We start from the raw sequence: 16229 nt of genomic DNA, 5'->3' as shown, positions 1-16229 counted from the left end.
CACCGGTAGCGACCCGCAAGTGGAGACGGCACGACACTCCGGCCGGCGTGCCAGGTTGTCCACAATGGACGGAGGCGTGCCCGGTCGGCTAGGGGACGGACTTCTGGAACGTCCGCTCCGGCTCCGCGGGCCGCAGCAGGCGCAGGGCCCCGACCTCGCCGCGCTCGTGCAGGTCCAGGAACAGGTCGACGAGGTCCGGATCGAACTGGGTGCCCCGGCCCGCCCACATCTGTTCGCGCGCCTGGTCCTCGCTCAGCGCCGCCTGGTACGCCCGGTCCGAGCGCATGGCCGCCCACGAGTCGCAGACCGCGATGATCCTCGCCTCCAGCCGGATATCCGAACCGGCCAGCCGGTCCGGGTACCCGTCGCCGTCGTACCGCTCGTGGTGCTGCCGGATCGACTCGGCGACCGCGTCGAACCCCGGCACCAGCCGAGCCAACCGCGACCCGTGGTCGGGATGCTGGCGCAGCAGCAGCCACTCCTCATCGGTCAGCCGGGCCGGCTTGGTGAGGATCGACTCCGGCACCACGATCTTCCCGACGTCGTGCAGCCGGCCGGCCAGCTCCAGCCGCCAGCCGGTGGCCTCGTCGAGGCCGAGTCGCCCGGACAGTACGGTCGCCCACCGGGCGATCGCCGTGCTGTGCTCCTGCGCGGACAGCCAGAGGTCGACCCGGTCGGCGATCTGGCGCAGGTAGTCGACCATCGGCGCCTCGCCGCCGAGCAGGACGGCCGGCGCCGCACCGGATCGCGCCGGGCCCCGGTACGACAACCGGGCCCAGTCGCGTTCCTTGGCCCGCGCCAGCGCCCGGTCGACGGCCGCGACCAGCTCGTCCGGGGTGTCGCCGCCGCTCGGATAGCTGACTGCACCGACCGACACGGTGATCATCAGCATGGTGGTCGTCGACACCGCGAGCGGGCTGCCGGTCAGCCGCTCGGACAACCGGTGCGCCATCGCGGCGAGTTCGTCCGGGCAGATCCCGGGTGCCAGCACGGCGAACTCCTCGCCGCCGTAACGGCCGAGCACGTCGCCGGGCCGGGCCGCCGCGCGCAGCCGCTCGGCGATCTCGACCAGCGCCCGGTCGCCTGCCGCGTGTCCGTACCGGTCATTGATCGACTGGAAGCCGTCGATGTCGATGACGAACATCGCCACCGTGGTGTCGGCCCGCCGTGCCCGGGCCACCTCCAGGGCGAGCTGCGCCTCGACGAACTGCCGGGTGTGCAGTCCGGTCAGGGCGTCGGTGATGGCCGAGCGCCGCTGGTCGGCCACGAGACCGCCGACCCGGATGACGGTGAGCCCGAACAGCAGCGCGCAACCGACCGCGGTGGCCGGGATGTCGCGGTACTCCCGGTTGGAAAACTCGACGAGGAGCATCACCGGCGCGGTGAACGCGGTCGCGGACAGCGCGACGACCCGCAGCGGCACCCGGCCCGCGTCCCTGGTGTGTGACCGCTCCCCGAGCCGGCGCATCGACGGGTGCAGCGCGGCGGCGCCGAGGCACAGGTCGCCGATGAGCCAGACCAGGTTCAGCGCCCGGCCGGACATGTGGGCGCCGTGCAACCGTTCTATCGCGTACCAGGTGTCGGCCGTCAGGATCGCCGCCAGGTAACCGGACAGCAGCAGGAACGCGGCCGGCCGGCGTCCGGCGCCGAGCATCAGCCGCACCGCGACCGCGAGCAACGCCAGGTCCATCACCGGGTACCCGACGCAGACCGCCTTCACGGCCAGCGACGTGTGGTGGTGGGAGTGCGGCTCGATGAGGTACAGCCAGTACGGCAGCGCCGCCACCACGACGAGCACGCCCGCGTCCAGCAGGCCGGCCAGGTCCCGGCCCGGAATCCGGGCGCGGACGAGCAGGCTGAGCCCGACCACCAACAACGGGTAGTGGGACAGGTACAGCAGGTTGAGGACCGGCCACGGTACGGTCACCCCGGCCAGGTTCGCCAGCCGTACCCCGGCGTCGGCGCCGGCATACATCAGCTGGCTGACGCCGAGCAACAGCCAGGGCAACCACTGCGGGGGACGGTGTCGCCACAGTCCGTACCCGAGAGCCACCGCGGCCGACACACCCACCAGGCAGTACAGCGCCACCCGTACGGCCCGGCCGGTCTCCTGCCCCGGCACCAGGCAGTACGCCGCGACGACGCTCAGCCCGCCGACCAGGTAGACGAACCAGCCGTCAACGCCACGTCGCGTCTTCGGTTCCATCGGGGCTTCCCCCACGGTCATCTGATCGAGTCAGGTCACCGTGCTCCGGGCTCGCCAGCCCGCATCGTGACCCGCCTGCCGTTATTGATGAAGCGGATGGAGCCCGGAACAGCCCCCTGGGGGAGCGCAGCCGCAGCCAGCTTGTGGTGGAGGCGAACCCCCCAAACGCCTCCCCCTGGCTGATACGAGCTACACCGTAGACCACCGGTCAACCGGTGCCAAGGTCCGCGGCACGACCTGCCGGTCGGGTCTAGCCGTGGCCGCCCCGAGACGGCGGGGCACCCCGGGTGGGCGGCTTGACGCCGCCGCGGGTGGGCGGCGTGGTGGCACCGCCACCCTTGCTCACGATCAGTGTGACCGTCCCGCCGGACAGGCTGGCCTGCGCGACCGTCCCCGCCGCGCACTTCGAGGTCATCGGGGTCCGGTCCACGGTCACCTTGAACCCGGCCCCCTTGAGCTTGCTGGTCGCCGAAGCGACCGACTGGCAGGTCACGTTCGGCATCCCGGACTGTTTCCCGAACGCCAGGTTGCGGGGCGGGGCGGTGAAGCCGATGCCGGGCTTGCCGACCATGAAGTCGTGCAGGGTCTCGCCGACCGCCGGGTTGACCACACCGGCGTGCGGGTCGCGGCCGCCCACGTCGCGTACCAGATGGGTGGTCGTCGGCCAGTCCGGGTCGGCGAGGATGCCGCCGACCGCGAGCTGCTTGGTCATCGCGATCAGTGTCGCGGTCATGTTGCCGTCGGTGGTTCCGGTCTTGCCCGCCGTCGGCTTGCCGACCATGCCGCGGATGTTCGCGGCGGTCGCGCCGTCGCACTGTCCGTAAGTCGACTGGTCGCCGACCGGGCAGCGCATCGCGTCCACCGCGGCTCGCGCCACGTTGACCGGGACCGCCTGGTGACAGCGGGGGGTTGCGGCGTCGAGCTTGGCGCCGGAGAAGTCGCGGATGGCGACGACGGGCAGCGGTTCGCAGTATTTGCCGTCCGCGGCCAGGGAGGCGTAGGCGTTGGCCATGTCCAGCGGAGTGGTCGCGGAGACGCCGAGCGTGAACGCGCCCCACTGGCTGGCGTTGGCGGCCAGCTTGGCGTCGTTCCCCGCGCGGAACTGGATGCCCAGGCTCTTGGCCGCGTTGACCGCGTTCTGCGCGCCGATCTTCTCCTCCATCGGCACCCAGTAGGTGTTGACCGAGCGGCCCAGGCCGGTCCACATGTTGCGGGACCCGTTCATCCAGGACGGGTTGTCGTTGACCGGACAGTAGTGCGGACCGTTGCAGGCCGCCGGGCTGCCCGGGTCGATGACGTAGTGCGAGACGTACGGCGACGTGGTGTCGATGTTGTAGTTGAGCGAGACTCCCTGCTCCAACGCGGCCACCATGGTGAACACCTTGAACGACGACCCGGCCTGGTATCCGTTGATGTCGCCGCCGCCGCTGATCAGCGGGTTGGTGGTGTTGGGGGTGTTGCCCCGGACGCCGTACTTGCGCTTCATCGGGTCGGTGGTCAGCGGATTGTGCGACTGGTCGTTGCTGTAGTTCCGGTTCGCCGCCATCAGCTCGATGTGCCCGGTGCCCGGCTCGACGCCGGCGAGCATCAAGGCGCTCGGATTGCTCCCGGTCTTGTCCAGCTGCTCGATGTGCTTCTTGGCCGCCGCCTGCGCGCCCACGTCCAGCGACGTGACGATCGAGTAGCCGCCCGTCTTGAGCCGGTTTTCCCGCTCGTACGCGTCGGCGCCGAACGCCGGCTGCTGCAGCCACCAGCGGTAGAAGTAATCGCAGAAGAAGCCCCAGCTGTTGTTCGTCACCAGCGCGCAGCCGTTGGGCGTGGGCTTGCCGGTGAACTTCAGCGGCGCCTTGATCACAGCCTGCCGCTCGGCCTCGCTGATGTAGCCCATCTTCACCATGTTGGCCAGCACGTAGTTGTCGCGCCGCTCCATCGCGAACTTGAGCCCCTGCGTGGTCATCGGATCGTACGAGCTGGGTGCCTTCGGCAGGCCCGCCAGCAACGACGCCTCGGCCAGGTTGAGCTGGCCGGGCGGCTTGCCGAAGTAGACCTCCGCGGCGGCGTAGATCCCGAAGGCGCCGTTGCCGAACGGCGCGATGTTCATGTAGCGCTCAAGGATCTGCTGCTTGTTGAGGGTCTTCTCCAGCGCCAGCGCGTAGCGCATCTCGCGCAGCTTGCGCGCCGGCGTGTCCGAGGTGGCGTCGACGACCTCCTGCGGCGAGGACGCCGAATACTCGATCGCCTGCCGCACATACTGCATGGTCAGCGTCGACGCGCCCTGCTCGGTCTGGCCGGACTGCTGGTTGGCCACCAGGGCGCGGGCCGCACCCTTCACGTCCACGCCGTGGTGCTGGTAGAAGCGCATGTCCTCGGCTGCCACCATGGCGTGTTGCATGACCTCGGCGACCTGCGCGATGGGCACGTCGCGCCGGTTCTCGTCGTAGAACGTGGAGATCAGCGTCTTGCCGTCGGAGGCGTAGACATAACTGATCTGCGGCGACCGCGTGACCGTCAGTTGGGTGGGCAGGTCGTCGAAGCCATCGGCACCCGCCTTGGCGGCCAGGCCGGACATGGCGACCGCGGGGAAGACCGCCGCGGCGACCACGACACCGGCGAGCAGTCCGCACGCGATCAGGGCCGTGGCATTGGAGAACAGGCTGTGGTCACGCTTGCGGACCCTACGTCGCCGGAACACGAGACCAGAGTATGCGAATAGCTGCGTTCGGTACGTCCCCCGCGAGTGCCGAAAGCGCATCGATTCCCGCAATAACGGCAGACCGATCAGCCTTCGATCTGCCCCTCCCGCTTCAACCGCTTGCGTTCCAGCTTCCGGCGCTGCCGCTCTTCCTCGGACGGCAACCGCCGGACGTCGACGCCGCCCCAGAACGCCAGTCCGTTGATCGTGATGCGCGGGCCGTTGGCCTGGCCGGCCCCGGACGCGCGGTGGTCGAACCCGCCCATGATGCCGATGCCGTTGACGCGCACCTCGGCCTCTTCCGGCACGATGATGTTGATGCCGCCCATCAGCGCGAACGCCCAGATCGTGATCTCCCCGTCGACCAGCCGCGCCTCTCGCAGGTCGATGTCGCCGCCGCCCATCACGGCGAAGCAGGTGAAGACGCCGGGAGCGTCCCAGGCTCCCTTGCGCTGGAAGCCGCCCAGGATGGCCACGGCGCCGCCCTTGGTGGAGCTCCCGGTCCTCCGCTGGACCGGCGGCGCGGACGGGATCGGCGGCGGCGCGGCGTGCGAGGGCAGGTCGGCCGTGACCGGCTCGAGTTCGGCGTAGGTCCGGGCGGCATACACCACGCCGAGGCGCTCCTCCAGCTCGTCGAGCGCCAGCCGGCCCTCGCCGGCAGCCCGGCGCAGGACCTCGGCGACCCGCTCGCGGTCGGCGTCCGAGGCACGCAACTGGCGGGGATCCGCGGGCACCGGGCGATCGGGGAGGTCAGCCATGCCGCTCAGGGTAACCGCCGATCCGGCGGTGGCTCGTCCCCCGTCCGGCCACTGAGGACCCCGAGCAGCGCCTCGCCGTACGCGCGCTCCGCGCTGTCGGCCAGGACGTCGATCCCGGTGCCGGTCACCCGGTACGCGTCTCCGACCCGGGACAGCGCGCCGAACGCGGCACCGAGCAGATCCCGGAGCTGATCCTCCCGGGGCAGCCAGACCGCCTCGTCCTTGTCCAGGTCGTCCAGCGCCCACTCGGTGGTGCCGTTGAACCCGATCAGCGACCCTTCGGGTACCTCGTACACCTGGATCGTCATGTCGCTGAGGACGAACAGGTCGTCGTCCATCTCCCGGTCGGGTATGGCGAACCAGTCGCCGACGGCGGGCTTCCAGGTCAGTCCGGCGTCACGCAGCCGGATCGCGAGTTCGAGGGGGACCATGAGTCCATCGTGCCCAGTTCCCCGGAAGCCGGCTAGGCGAGCGGCGGCCAAGGGAGAGTGGGCGTCCTGATATGCGGACCGGTCCGAGCCCGTCGCGGACCGGTCCGCGCGCTCACTCCGTGGAAAGCCCGTCGACGCGGCTCATCTCCTGATCGGTCAGCGAGAAGTCGAACAGGTCGAAGTTCTCCCTGATCCGGTCCGCCTGCGCGGACTTCGGGATCACCGGGATGCCGTGCTGGACGTGCCAGCGCAGCACCACCTGCGGGACCGTCACCTGGTGCGCCTCGGCGATCTCGACGAGTACGCGGTCGCGCAGGTGCGTACCCCGCAGCGGGCTGTACCCCTCGATGAGCACCCCGCGGTCGCGGCTGTCGGCCAGCCGGCCCGGGTCGTGCTGGGCGGGGCTCCACGGGATCTGGTTGACCGCCGGTGCCACCCCGGTGACCTTGATCAGTTCGTCGATCTGGTCGGTGCGGTAGTTGCTCACGCCGATGGCGCGCGCCATTCCCTTGTCCCGTACCGTCAGGAACTCCTGCCACATCGGGGGCGCGGCGCGGCCCGCCGGAGGCCAGTGCACCAGCCACAGGTCGACGTAGTCGACGCCCAGCGCCCGCAGGCTGGCGGCGATCGTCTCCCGCTCCCGGCCGGCCGAGCTGGGCGGCGCCTTCGTGGTGACGAAGACCTCGCTCCGGTCCAGCCCGCTGTCGCGCAGGGCCCGCCCCACCTCGTCCTCGTTGCCGTACATCGTCGCCGTGTCGATGTGCCGGTATCCGGCCTCAAGCGCCAGCCGGACCGCCTGGTAGGCCGAGTCCCCTTGCAGTTGCCAGGTGCCGAAGCCCACGCTCGGCATAGATATGTCGTTGGCCAGCCTCACTGCTGGCACCTCGCCTGCCTCCATGTCGACATTGTCTCCAACCGTTAACTGGTGAAACGACCGGCTCCGGTCAGACCGCCTCAAGCAGCCTGGCCGCCTCAACCCGCCTCCCCGGAGACCACCACCGAGGCCGGCCGCAACTGGCGGTCCCCGTCGCCGTACCCCGGCCGGAGCACCTTCAGCACCACCCCGGGCGGTTGCCCGTCGTGGCACTCCACGGAGATCGCCTCGTGGGTGACCGGATCGAACGGGACCCCGACCTCGTCGTGGCGCGGGTAGCCGAGTGCGGACAGCACCGCGACCGCCTGGTCACGGATCGCCCGTACCCCCTCCACGACGCCACCCCCGCCGTCGCCGGCGTGCGCCACCGCGAGGTCGAGATTGTCCACCACCGGCAGCCACGCGGCGACCACCCGGCACCGCTCGGTGGCCTGGTCACGGGCCATCTGGTGGTCGTAGCGCCGGCGCAGGCTGTCCAGGTCGGCAAGGGCCCGGCGCCACCGCTGCTCGATGTCCCGCACGGCCGGACCTCCGGGCGCCGCCGCGACCGGCCGGGCACCCGTGCCGGCGCTGGCCTCCGGCACGGCCTGCCGGGCCGTCCGGGCACCGTCGCTTGGCAGTCCGTCGCCTTGCAGTCCGCCCTGAGCGGGCCGCGTCGAGGGGTTCACCGCGACTGCGGCTCGACGTCGATCACGTCGTCGCCGACCAGCCGGTCCGGGGCGCCGATCCGGGTGGTCGAACCGCGGGTGACCAGATCCCTCGCGATCTCGCGCAGCTCGGCGTTCATCGACTCGATCTGTTCCAGCGGCGCCTGGTCCTCCATCGCCTGGCGGGCCTGTGCCAGCAGGGTCTCGCCGCGTGCCTTGTCGTGCACCGGCACCTCGTCCTCCAGTTCGTCCAGCCGCCGTTCGACCAGGTACGCGGCCGACTCCAGCTCGTTGCGCACGTCGATCAGGCGGCGCAGCCGCTCGTCGTCCTCGGAGTTGCGGTGCGCGTCGGTGACCATGCGGTCCACCTCGACCCGGTCGAGGTCGGTGGTCTTGGTGAGGGTGACCGCCTGTTCGGAGCCGGTGTGCTGGTCCCGGGCGGACACGCTGAGCATCCCGTTGACGTCGATGTCGAACGTGACCTCGATCTGCGGTACCCCGCGCTGGGCCGGCCGGATCTCCTCCAGCAGGAACCGTCCGATGACCCGGTTGTCGCCGGCCCGCTCCCGCTCACCCTGCAACACCACGATGGACACCGCCGACTGGTGGTCCTCCGCGGTGGAGAACACCTCGCTGTGCCGTACCGGGATGGTGGTGTTCCGCTCGATTATCTTGGTCATCACACCGCCCAGCGTCTCCAGCCCGAGGGACAGCGGGATGACGTCCAGCAGGACGACGTCCGGCCCCTGACCGGTCAGCACCGCGGCCTGGATCGCGGCACCCATCGCCACGACCTCGTCCGGGTTGACGCTCATGTTCGGTTCCTTGCCGCCGATCAGCTGCTTCACCAGCGCCTGAACGGCCGGCATCCGGGTCGACCCGCCGACCAGGAGCACCTCGTTGATCTGATCCGCGTTCAGGCGCGCGTCGCCCATCGCCCGCCGTACCGGCTCCTCGCACCGGTCCAACAGGTCCCGGGTCAGCTCCTCGAACGCGTCCCGGGTGATCGTCTCGCACAGGTGCTTCGGCCCGGCCTCGTCCGAGGCGATGAACGGCAGGTTCACCTGGGTCTGCGCGACCGAGCTCAGCTCGACCTTGGCCGCCTCGGCGGCCTCGAACAGCCGCTGCAACGCCTGTGGATCCTCGCGCAGGTCCATGCCCTGTTCCCGCTGGAACGCGCCGGCCAGGTGATCGACCAGCCGACGGTCGAAGTCGTCGCCGCCCAGGTGGGTGTCGCCGGCCGTGGCCCGCACCTCCACCACACCGTCGCCGACGTCCAGGATGCTCACGTCGAACGTGCCGCCGCCGAGGTCGAAGACCAGAACGGTCTCGTGCTGCCGCTTGTCCACCCCGTAGGCCAGCGCCGCGGCGGTCGGTTCGTTGATGATGCGCAGGACCTCCAGGCCGGCGATCCGCCCGGCCTCCTTGGTCGCGGCGCGCTGCACGTCGTTGAAGTACGCCGGTACCGTGATCACGGCCTGGGTGATCCGCTCGCCGAGGTACTTGCTGGCGTCCTCCACGAGCTTGCCGAGGACCCTCGCGCTGATCTCCTCCGGCGGGTACTGGTTGCCGCGGATGTCGAACCTGGCCTCCCCGTCCGGCCCGGGTACCACCTCGAACGCCACCGCCTTGGCCTCCTCGACGGTCTCGTCGAACCGCCGGCCGACGAACCGCTTGGCGGAGTAGGCGGTGCCCCGGGGGTTCAGGATCGCCTGCCGGCGGGCCAGCTGCCCGACCAGGCGCTCCCCGTCGGTGAAGGCCACCACCGACGGAGTCGTGCGGGAGCCCTCGGCGCTCACGATCACCGTCGGCGAACCGCCCTCCACCAGGGCGATCACCGAGTTCGTGGTCCCGAGGTCGATACCGACTGCCTTGGCCATGCCTGCGTGCAACCTCCCCTGTGTCCCGCAACGGGTCACATCGGCGCGCGAACTACTTCGTAGCGCCATGATCTGTACTGACCGGGTGATCCCGGGTCGCCTTTCGCGGATGAACGTCCTTCCACAGAGCCGGTTTGCACCGCACCGGAGGGGATAACGCAAGAGTGTCGTTCGGTGGATCTCCGCGGGGGTGGGACGGGTGTTGCGCGATCGCCCGGACATCGGCGGGCGTGTGGACTACTCGCCTTCGCCACAGACCGGCTCCGGCACAGCCCCCGAGTCGCCGGGCGAGTCGCTGCTGGTCTCGAAGCTGGCGGTGCCGCCGCTGCCCGGCAGCCTGGTCACCCGGCCCAGGCTGCACGACCTGCTCGACGCCGGTACCCGGGGGCCGCTCACGGTGCTGGTCGCGCCCGCCGGGTGGGGCAAGACCGTACTGCTGAGCACCTGGGCACGGGAGCGCGGCAGGACCGGGTGGCTGGCCCTGGAACCCGGCGACACGGGTGCGCGGTTCTGGCGGTACCTGCACGCCGCGCTCGACTCGGCCGGGGTGCCCGGGCCGCTGCCGGTACCCGAGTCCGGCGGGTACCTCACCGAACTGGCCGGCACGCTGGCCGGGCTCGCCGAGCCGGCGGTACTCGTGCTCGACGACTTCCACCACGTCGAGGACGCCGGGGTGCTGGACGGGCTCGAATTCCTGCTGCGCCACGCGGCCTCCGGGCTACGGCTGGTCATCGCGACCCGGGCCGATCCGGCACTGCCACTGCACCGGCTGCGGCTGCGCGACGAGCTGACCGAGCTGCGTACCGGCGAGCTGTCGTTCACCGCGGCGGAGACCGCGCGGCTGCTGGGCGAGCAGGAACTCACGCTGCCGGGGCCGGCGCTCGACGCGCTCCAGGCACACACCGAGGGCTGGCCGGCCGGGGTACGGTTCGCCGCGCTCTCCCTGCAGGCGCACCCGGATCCGGCCCGGTTCATCGGGCACTTCGCCGGGGACGACGCGACCGTCGCGGAGTACCTGATCGGTGAGGTCTTCTTCGACCAGCCGCCCGGCATCCAGCAGATGATGATGGACACCTCGATCCTGCAGCGGCTGTGTGGCGGCCTGGTGGACGCGCTGACCGGGCGCGACGACGGGGATCAGGTACTCGCCGAGCTGTCCCGGTCGAACACGTTCGTGGTGCCGCTGGACTCGCGGCCGTCGTGGTACCGGTACCACCGGATGTTCGGCGAACTGCTGCGCGCGCAGCTGCACCGGCAGGCACCCGAACGCATCGCGGAGCTGCACCTCCGCGCGGCCCGCTGGCACGCCGGGCAGGATCAGCCGGTCGACGCGCTGCGCCACGCGCTGGCCGCGCAGGACTGGGGGTACGCGACCGGCCTGCTGGTCGGCAACTGGCACCACGTGGCCCGGTACGGGCACGACGAGCCGTTGCCGGCGTCGGTCGAGCCGCCGCCGGCCGACGCGATTCGGGCCGATCCGGAGCTGGCGCTGGCGTACGCCGCGGACCGGCTGGACCTGCGCGACCTGGACACGGCGGAGGGGTACCTGCGGCTCGCCGACCGGCACCGGCACCTGCTCGACGAGGACCGTCGGGATCGGTTCTCGCTGATCACCGGCGCCCTGGAGCTGGCCCAGGCGCAGCAGCGGGGCGACCCGGCGCGCACCCGCGAGGCGGCGGTCGCGATGCTCGACCTGCTCGGCCCGGAGCAGGCGTGGACCGATGGGACGGCGTCGACCGGCGAGACAGGGCCGCCCGGAGAAGCGGGGCCGGCGGCTGAGACGGGACCGGCGGCGATCGCGCTGACCGCGCTGGGGACCGCCGAGCTGACCGCCGGCAATCTGGACGAGGCCGAGTCCGCCCTGCGTGCCGGCCTGGCCCACGCCGAGGCCGCCGGGCTGTCCTGTGCCCGGTTGGTGTGCGCCAGCACGCTCGCGTTCGTCCAGGCGGTACGCGGCGAGCTGCGCGCCGCCCAGCGCACCGCACAGGCGGCCCTGGCCATGCCGCCCTGCGCCGGACAGTCCCGGGCCGTGCATCGCGGCCACGCGTACCTCGCCCTGGCCATGGTGGACATCCAGTGGGACCGGCTGGACCGGGCCCGCTCCGAGCTGGACTTCGCGTCCGGTGCCTGCGAGTCGGGCTCGGAACCGGCGCTGGCCTGTTCGATCGCGGTCGTCACCGCGCAGTTGCTGCGCGAGCAGGGTGACCTGGCCAAGGGGTACGAGGCGCTGTCTGCCGGGCGGCGCGACCTGGCCGAGCGGCCGTCCTCGCCGTTCCTCGAGCAGTGGTACGCCGCGGTCGAGGCCGACCTGCGCACCGCGCACGGCGACGCCGAGACGGTACGGCGGCTGCTCGCCCCGGCCACCGAAGGCGAACCCGCCAGCCGGGTGCCCCGGCCGGACCGGCCGGCGGTACCCGACCCCGCCGTCGCCGTCACGCTGGCCCACGCGTACCTGCGCGACGACGATCCCGGGGCCGCGCTGCGCACCCTGCCCGCCTGGCATGAGGAGACCGGGGCGCCGCTGCCGCTGCGGCTGTCGGCCGGACTGGTCGAGGCGCTGGCCGCCCGCCGTGCCGGCGACTCCCGCCGGGCCAGCCGGACGCTGGAACAGGTGCTGCGGCTGGCCGAGCCGGAGGGGTTCCGGCGGGTGTTCACCCGGGCCGGCGCACCCGCCCGGGAACTGCTCATCGAGCACCTGGACTCGGGTACGGCCTGCTGGTCACTCGTGAACGAGCTGGTCGCGGCCGGCGAGCGGCCGGTACCCACCGGTCCGGGCACCCCGGCGCCGGCCACCCTGGCCGAGCCGCTGACCGAACGCGAGCTGACCGTGCTGCGGTACCTGCAGAGCATCCTGTCCAACACGGAGATCGCGGTCGAGATGTCGCTGTCGGTCAACACGGTCAAGACTCACGTGCGCAACATCTACCGCAAACTGGACGCCGCGCGCCGCCGGGACGCGGTCCGCCGCGCCCGGGAGCTGCACCTGCTGTGAGCCCTCGCCCGCCCCTCACCGGGCCGTCACCGGCGGGGGCGGGATTCACCATCCCGAGGTGAGGGAGCCTCACCCGGACCGGGGTAACGATCACGAGGTCAGACATCAGGAGGGTATCCGCAGATGACCGGCGCAACGGTGACTCGTACCGACGATCAAATCCAGCACGACGTGCTGGAAGAGTTCAGCTGGGACGCCCGGGTCCAGCCCAACGAGATCGGGGTGACCGTCAAGGACGGCGTGGTCGCGCTGACCGGCTGGGTGGACAACTACGGCAAGAAGTGGACGGCCGAGCGCACCGCGCACCGGGTCAACGGCGTGCGCGCGGTGGCCAACGACATCGAGGTACGGCTGCCCAGCTCCGCCGAGCGCACCGACGCCGACATCGCCGGCGCGGCCACCCGCGCGCTGGAGTGGGACGCCTTCGTACCGATCGAACGCCTCGACGTCACGGTCGCCCGGGGCTGGGTGACGATCAAGGGCGAGGTCGAGTGGGAGTACCAGCGGCGGTCGGCCGAGCGCGCGGTACGCAGGCTGTCCGGCGTCCGCGGCGTGACGAACCTGGCCGCGGTCAAGCCGCGGGTGCAACCCACCACCCAGGAACTGCGGCAGCGGATCGAGGATGCGCTCAACCGCAACGCGGAGACCAACGCCGAACAGGTCAACGTCGACGTCGAGAGCGACAAGGTGATCCTGCGCGGATCGGTGCACTCCTGGGTCGAGAAGCAGGAGGCGGAGCGGGTGGCCTGGTCGGCGCCCGGGGTGACGTCGGTGGACAACCGGATCGCCGTCACGCTCTGAACCCTTCCCGACCAGCCCGGCCCGGCGCGGTCTGGCGCGCGGGGCCCATGGACACGGCCGGCTCGTTTACGGGGGACGAGCCGGCCGACTCCGATCAAAATCGCTCCGCCCGATGCCGTACCTCGCCTAGGGTCGCCGGCATGAGACGTGTGGCTCTGGTGACCGGAGTGGGGCGCCGGGCGGGCATCGGCGCGGGCATCGTCGCGCGGCTGGCCGCCGATGGCTGGGACATCGGGTACTCGTACTGGCAGCCGTACGACGAGCGGATGACCTGGGGTACCGACGACGAGGCACCCGAGCTGATCCAGCGCCAACTGGCCGACCTCGGGGTCCGGGCCCACCCGGTCTCCGCCGACTTCACCGACGTGGAGGCGCCCGGGCGAGTGCTCGACCAGGTCACCGAGGCGCTCGGGCCGGTACGGGCGCTGGTCATGGCGCACTGCGAGTCGGTGGACTCCGGCCTGCTCGACACGACCGTGGAGAGCTTCGATCGGCACTTCGCCGTGAACGCGCGGGCCACCTGGCTGCTCATCAAGGAATTCGCCGCCCGGTACCGGGACCCGTTCGGCGCCGGCCGGATCATCGCGCTGACCAGCGACCACACCGTCGACAACCTGCCCTACGGGGCGAGCAAGGGCGCACTGGACCGGATCACCATCGCGGCGGCCCGGGAGCTGAGCCAGCTGGGGGTGACCGCCAACGTCATCAACCCGGGGCCGGTCAACACCGGTTGGATGAGCCCGGAGCTGGTCGAGCGGCTCACCGCCCAGACCCCGCTCGGCCGGCTGGGCCAACCGGCGGACTGCGCGAACCTCGTCGCGTTCCTCTGCTCCGAGCAGGGCGGCTGGATCAACGGCCAGCTCCTGTGGAGCAACGGCGGTTTGTGACCGGCCCGCGCCACGTACCCCCCGGACGCGGCGCGGGCCGGAGACCCACTCACCGGAGCCCGGCTCAGCTGCCCTGGGCCATGCTCCACATCGACCAGGTCTGGGTACGCAGCCGTCGCGGCTGGCGCAGCGTGTAGACGACCGCCGCGGCCACGTCTTCCGGCCGCAGTACCTCGTCCAGCCAGGGCGATCCCTCGGTGCGGCCGCGGCCGATGGCGAACTCGGTGTGCACGCCGGCCGGGTTGATCGTGCTGACCCGGATGCCCTTCTCCCGCAGCTCGCGGTCGATCGAGCCGGCCAGGCCCATTTGCGCGAACTTGGTCCCGGCGTACACCGCCTCGTCGGCGCCGCCACGCAGCCCGGCGACCGAGCTGACGACCACGATGTCGCCGCCGCCCGCCGCCAGCATCGCCGGTACAGCCGCCCGGACGCTCCACACCGTACCGGTGAAGTTCGTCTCGATCATCTCGACCAGTTCCTCGTCGGTGCCGTCGAGGATGCCCCCGTACGCGCCGATCCCAGCGTTCGCGACCAGCGAGTCCAGCCGGCCGAAGCGTTCCAAGGCGGCACCGACCAGCCGCTGGTTGTCCGCCGGTGACCGGACGTCCCCGGGGACCGCGAGGGCGTGATCCGCGCCCAGCTCGGCGACCAGCTCGTCGAGCCGGTCCTTGCGCCGGGCCGCCAGGGCCACGGACGCGCCGGCCTCGACCAGCTGGCGGGCCGCTGCCCGGCCGATGCCGGAGCTGGCCCCGGTGATCGCGACGACGGTACCGGTCAGGTCCCGGCTCTCCACATTGCTCGTACTCATCTGTCGTTCCTCAGTTGTGACGGGATTTCAGCTGTGACGGAGTTTCAGCTGTGACGGGGTTGAGTCGCGGGCCACCAGCTGACCGGCGAGAGTCAGCCGGCGCGGGGCCAGGTGTGGCTCGCGCTTGCGGGTGAGCAGCATGCGTACCGCCTCGTCGCCGATCTGCCCGACCGGCTGCGCGACGGTGGTCAGCGGGGGCTCCGCCACCCGCGCGAACGGCGTGTCGTCGACGCCGACGATCGCCACGTCCTCCGGCACCCGCACCCCGGCCCGGCGCAGGGTCTGCATCGCGCCGATGGCGATCAGGTCGTTCGCGCAGATCAGCGCGTCCGGCAACGGCTCCCCGCCGGACAGCAGCGTGCCCGCCGCCTTCGCGCCCCACTCCAGCGTCAGGTCACCCACCTGGACGCGGGCCAGGGCACCGGGATCGCCGGCGAACACCCGCCGGTACGCGGCGAGCCGCTCGATGGACGGCGAGTTCGCCTCGCCGGACGTGATGAACGCGAACCGCTGCCGGCCGGACGCCCGCAGGTGGCCGACGACCGCCTCCATCATCCCGTGCTGATCGACAGCGACCGCGTCGGTGGAGACGTCCACGGTCCGGTCGACCTGGACGACCGGCACCCGCCCGGCCGCCGCCCGGACCGCCTCCGCGCTGCGCTCGGCGTCCACCGGGCTGATGATCAGCCCGTCGACGTGCCTGAGCAGCAGTTCGTCGAGGCGCTCCGCCTCGATCCGTACCGAGTTGTTGGCGTCACACAGAAACAAGCCCAGTCCCTCCCGGTGAAGCGCGCTCTCCACCGCCCGCACCAGGGCCGGGAAGAACGGGTTCTCGATGTCCGGGACCACCATGCCCACGGTGCCGCTGGCACCCTGTTTGAGCGCGCGACCGATCGGGTTGACCCGGTAGTTCAGCTTGCGGGCGGCACGCTGCACCGCGCGTACCAGTTCGGGGCTGACCGTGCGCGCGCCGCTGAGCGCGCGCGAGGCGGTTGCCGGGTGCACGCCGGCGAGCGCGGCCACGTCCTTGATCGTCGGCGGCCTGCCCTGGCCGGCGCCGGCCGGTCGTTCCGGTGTCGCGTCCCGCATCTCGGCGTCTCCTCCCCTGTCGTCTCCCCGGTCTCCCCCGCCCCCGGGCTGGTTCGCCGCCCCCGGGCTGGTTTCCTGCCCTGGCTGGTCGTGCGGTTCCCGCCGCCGGCCGGCCCCCGGCCGGCACCCCGGCCAGGCCCCGTCCTGGCCTCCCGGACCTGGCC

12 protein-coding genes are annotated in these 16229 nt (G+C 71.7%); 3 read left to right on the top strand and 9 right to left on the bottom strand.

Annotation, left to right across the window (positions count from 1 at the left end):
* Nucleotides 1-88 precede the first annotated feature (88 nt).
* From Raf01_RS22840 to dnaK, 7 genes are all read right to left on the bottom strand, one after another.
* Nucleotides 89-2206, bottom strand: a complete 2118-nt coding sequence (locus Raf01_RS22840; RefSeq protein WP_203920007.1) for a diguanylate cyclase — start codon at nucleotides 2204-2206, stop codon at nucleotides 89-91.
* Between the two features lie 250 nt (nucleotides 2207-2456).
* Entirely contained in the window at nucleotides 2457-4898 is a 2442-nt protein-coding gene (locus Raf01_RS22835; RefSeq protein WP_239133825.1) for a transglycosylase domain-containing protein, read from the bottom strand.
* Nucleotides 4899-4984: 86 nt separating this feature from the next.
* Nucleotides 4985-5656 (bottom strand): DUF1707 SHOCT-like domain-containing protein, encoded by a 672-nt coding sequence (locus Raf01_RS22830; protein ID WP_203920005.1) that lies wholly within the window; start codon nucleotides 5654-5656, stop codon nucleotides 4985-4987.
* Between the two features lie 5 nt (nucleotides 5657-5661).
* Nucleotides 5662-6087, bottom strand: a complete 426-nt coding sequence (locus Raf01_RS22825) for a pilus assembly protein CpaE (RefSeq protein WP_203920004.1) — start codon at nucleotides 6085-6087, stop codon at nucleotides 5662-5664.
* 112 nt (nucleotides 6088-6199) lie between these two features.
* Nucleotides 6200-6985 (bottom strand): aldo/keto reductase, encoded by a 786-nt coding sequence (locus Raf01_RS22820; RefSeq protein ID WP_203920003.1) that lies wholly within the window; start codon nucleotides 6983-6985, stop codon nucleotides 6200-6202.
* Nucleotides 6986-7059: 74 nt separating this feature from the next.
* A complete protein-coding gene (locus Raf01_RS22815) occupies nucleotides 7060-7629 on the bottom strand; it encodes a nucleotide exchange factor GrpE (protein ID WP_203920002.1) in 570 nt (189 codons plus the stop codon).
* The gene (gene dnaK, locus Raf01_RS22810; RefSeq protein WP_203920001.1) at nucleotides 7626-9488 is read right to left on the bottom strand and encodes a molecular chaperone DnaK; all 1863 of its coding nucleotides are present in this window, start codon (nucleotides 9486-9488) and stop codon (nucleotides 7626-7628) included. The genes Raf01_RS22815 and dnaK overlap by 4 nt, the downstream gene beginning before the upstream one ends.
* 199 nt (nucleotides 9489-9687) lie before the next feature.
* Between dnaK and Raf01_RS22805 the strand changes: the two genes are divergently transcribed.
* From Raf01_RS22805 to Raf01_RS22795, 3 genes are all read left to right on the top strand, one after another.
* The gene (locus tag Raf01_RS22805; RefSeq protein ID WP_203920000.1) at nucleotides 9688-12480 is read left to right on the top strand and encodes a winged helix-turn-helix domain-containing protein; all 2793 of its coding nucleotides are present in this window, start codon (nucleotides 9688-9690) and stop codon (nucleotides 12478-12480) included.
* Between the two features lie 123 nt (nucleotides 12481-12603).
* The gene (locus Raf01_RS22800) at nucleotides 12604-13281 is read left to right on the top strand and encodes a BON domain-containing protein (RefSeq protein ID WP_203919999.1); all 678 of its coding nucleotides are present in this window, start codon (nucleotides 12604-12606) and stop codon (nucleotides 13279-13281) included.
* 140 nt (nucleotides 13282-13421) lie between these two features.
* A complete protein-coding gene (locus Raf01_RS22795; RefSeq protein WP_203919998.1) occupies nucleotides 13422-14168 on the top strand; it encodes an SDR family oxidoreductase in 747 nt (248 codons plus the stop codon).
* Nucleotides 14169-14232: 64 nt separating this feature from the next.
* Here Raf01_RS22795 and Raf01_RS22790 read toward each other — a convergent pair whose 3' ends face one another.
* Both Raf01_RS22790 and Raf01_RS22785 read right to left on the bottom strand, forming a co-directional pair.
* Nucleotides 14233-14976: an SDR family oxidoreductase gene (locus Raf01_RS22790; RefSeq protein WP_203919997.1), complete on the bottom strand. Its 744-nt coding sequence runs from the start codon at nucleotides 14974-14976 to the stop codon at nucleotides 14233-14235.
* 27 nt (nucleotides 14977-15003) lie between these two features.
* Nucleotides 15004-16065, bottom strand: coding sequence for a LacI family DNA-binding transcriptional regulator (locus Raf01_RS22785; protein ID WP_203919996.1), 1062 nt, complete (start codon nucleotides 16063-16065; stop codon nucleotides 15004-15006).
* Between the last annotated feature and the right edge of the window lie 164 nt (nucleotides 16066-16229).

The sequence above is a fragment of the Rugosimonospora africana genome (assembly GCF_016862975.1).
Taxonomy (GTDB): Bacteria; Actinomycetota; Actinomycetes; order Mycobacteriales; family Micromonosporaceae; genus Rugosimonospora; species Rugosimonospora africana.
Note: the sequence above shows the minus strand (reverse complement) of the source record. Positions and strands in the feature narration are given on the sequence as shown.

What these genes read in the sequence shown, in the direction of transcription:
- Raf01_RS22825 (WP_203920004.1), bottom strand. Translation starts at nt 6,087, where the DNA reads ATGGTCCCCCTCGAACTCGCGATCCGGCTGCGTGACGCCGGACTGACC.
- Raf01_RS22795 (WP_203919998.1), top strand. Translation starts at nt 13,422, where the DNA reads ATGAGACGTGTGGCTCTGGTGACCGGAGTGGGGCGCCGGGCGGGCATC.
- Raf01_RS22785 (WP_203919996.1), bottom strand. Translation starts at nt 16,065, where the DNA reads ATGCGGGACGCGACACCGGAACGACCGGCCGGCGCCGGCCAGGGCAGG.
- Raf01_RS22800 (WP_203919999.1), top strand. Translation starts at nt 12,604, where the DNA reads ATGACCGGCGCAACGGTGACTCGTACCGACGATCAAATCCAGCACGAC.
- Raf01_RS22840 (WP_203920007.1), bottom strand. Translation starts at nt 2,206, where the DNA reads ATGGAACCGAAGACGCGACGTGGCGTTGACGGCTGGTTCGTCTACCTG.
- Raf01_RS22830 (WP_203920005.1), bottom strand. Translation starts at nt 5,656, where the DNA reads ATGGCTGACCTCCCCGATCGCCCGGTGCCCGCGGATCCCCGCCAGTTG.
- Raf01_RS22820 (WP_203920003.1), bottom strand. Translation starts at nt 6,985, where the DNA reads ATGGAGGCAGGCGAGGTGCCAGCAGTGAGGCTGGCCAACGACATATCT.
- dnaK (WP_203920001.1), bottom strand. Translation starts at nt 9,488, where the DNA reads ATGGCCAAGGCAGTCGGTATCGACCTCGGGACCACGAACTCGGTGATC.
- Raf01_RS22790 (WP_203919997.1), bottom strand. Translation starts at nt 14,976, where the DNA reads ATGAGTACGAGCAATGTGGAGAGCCGGGACCTGACCGGTACCGTCGTC.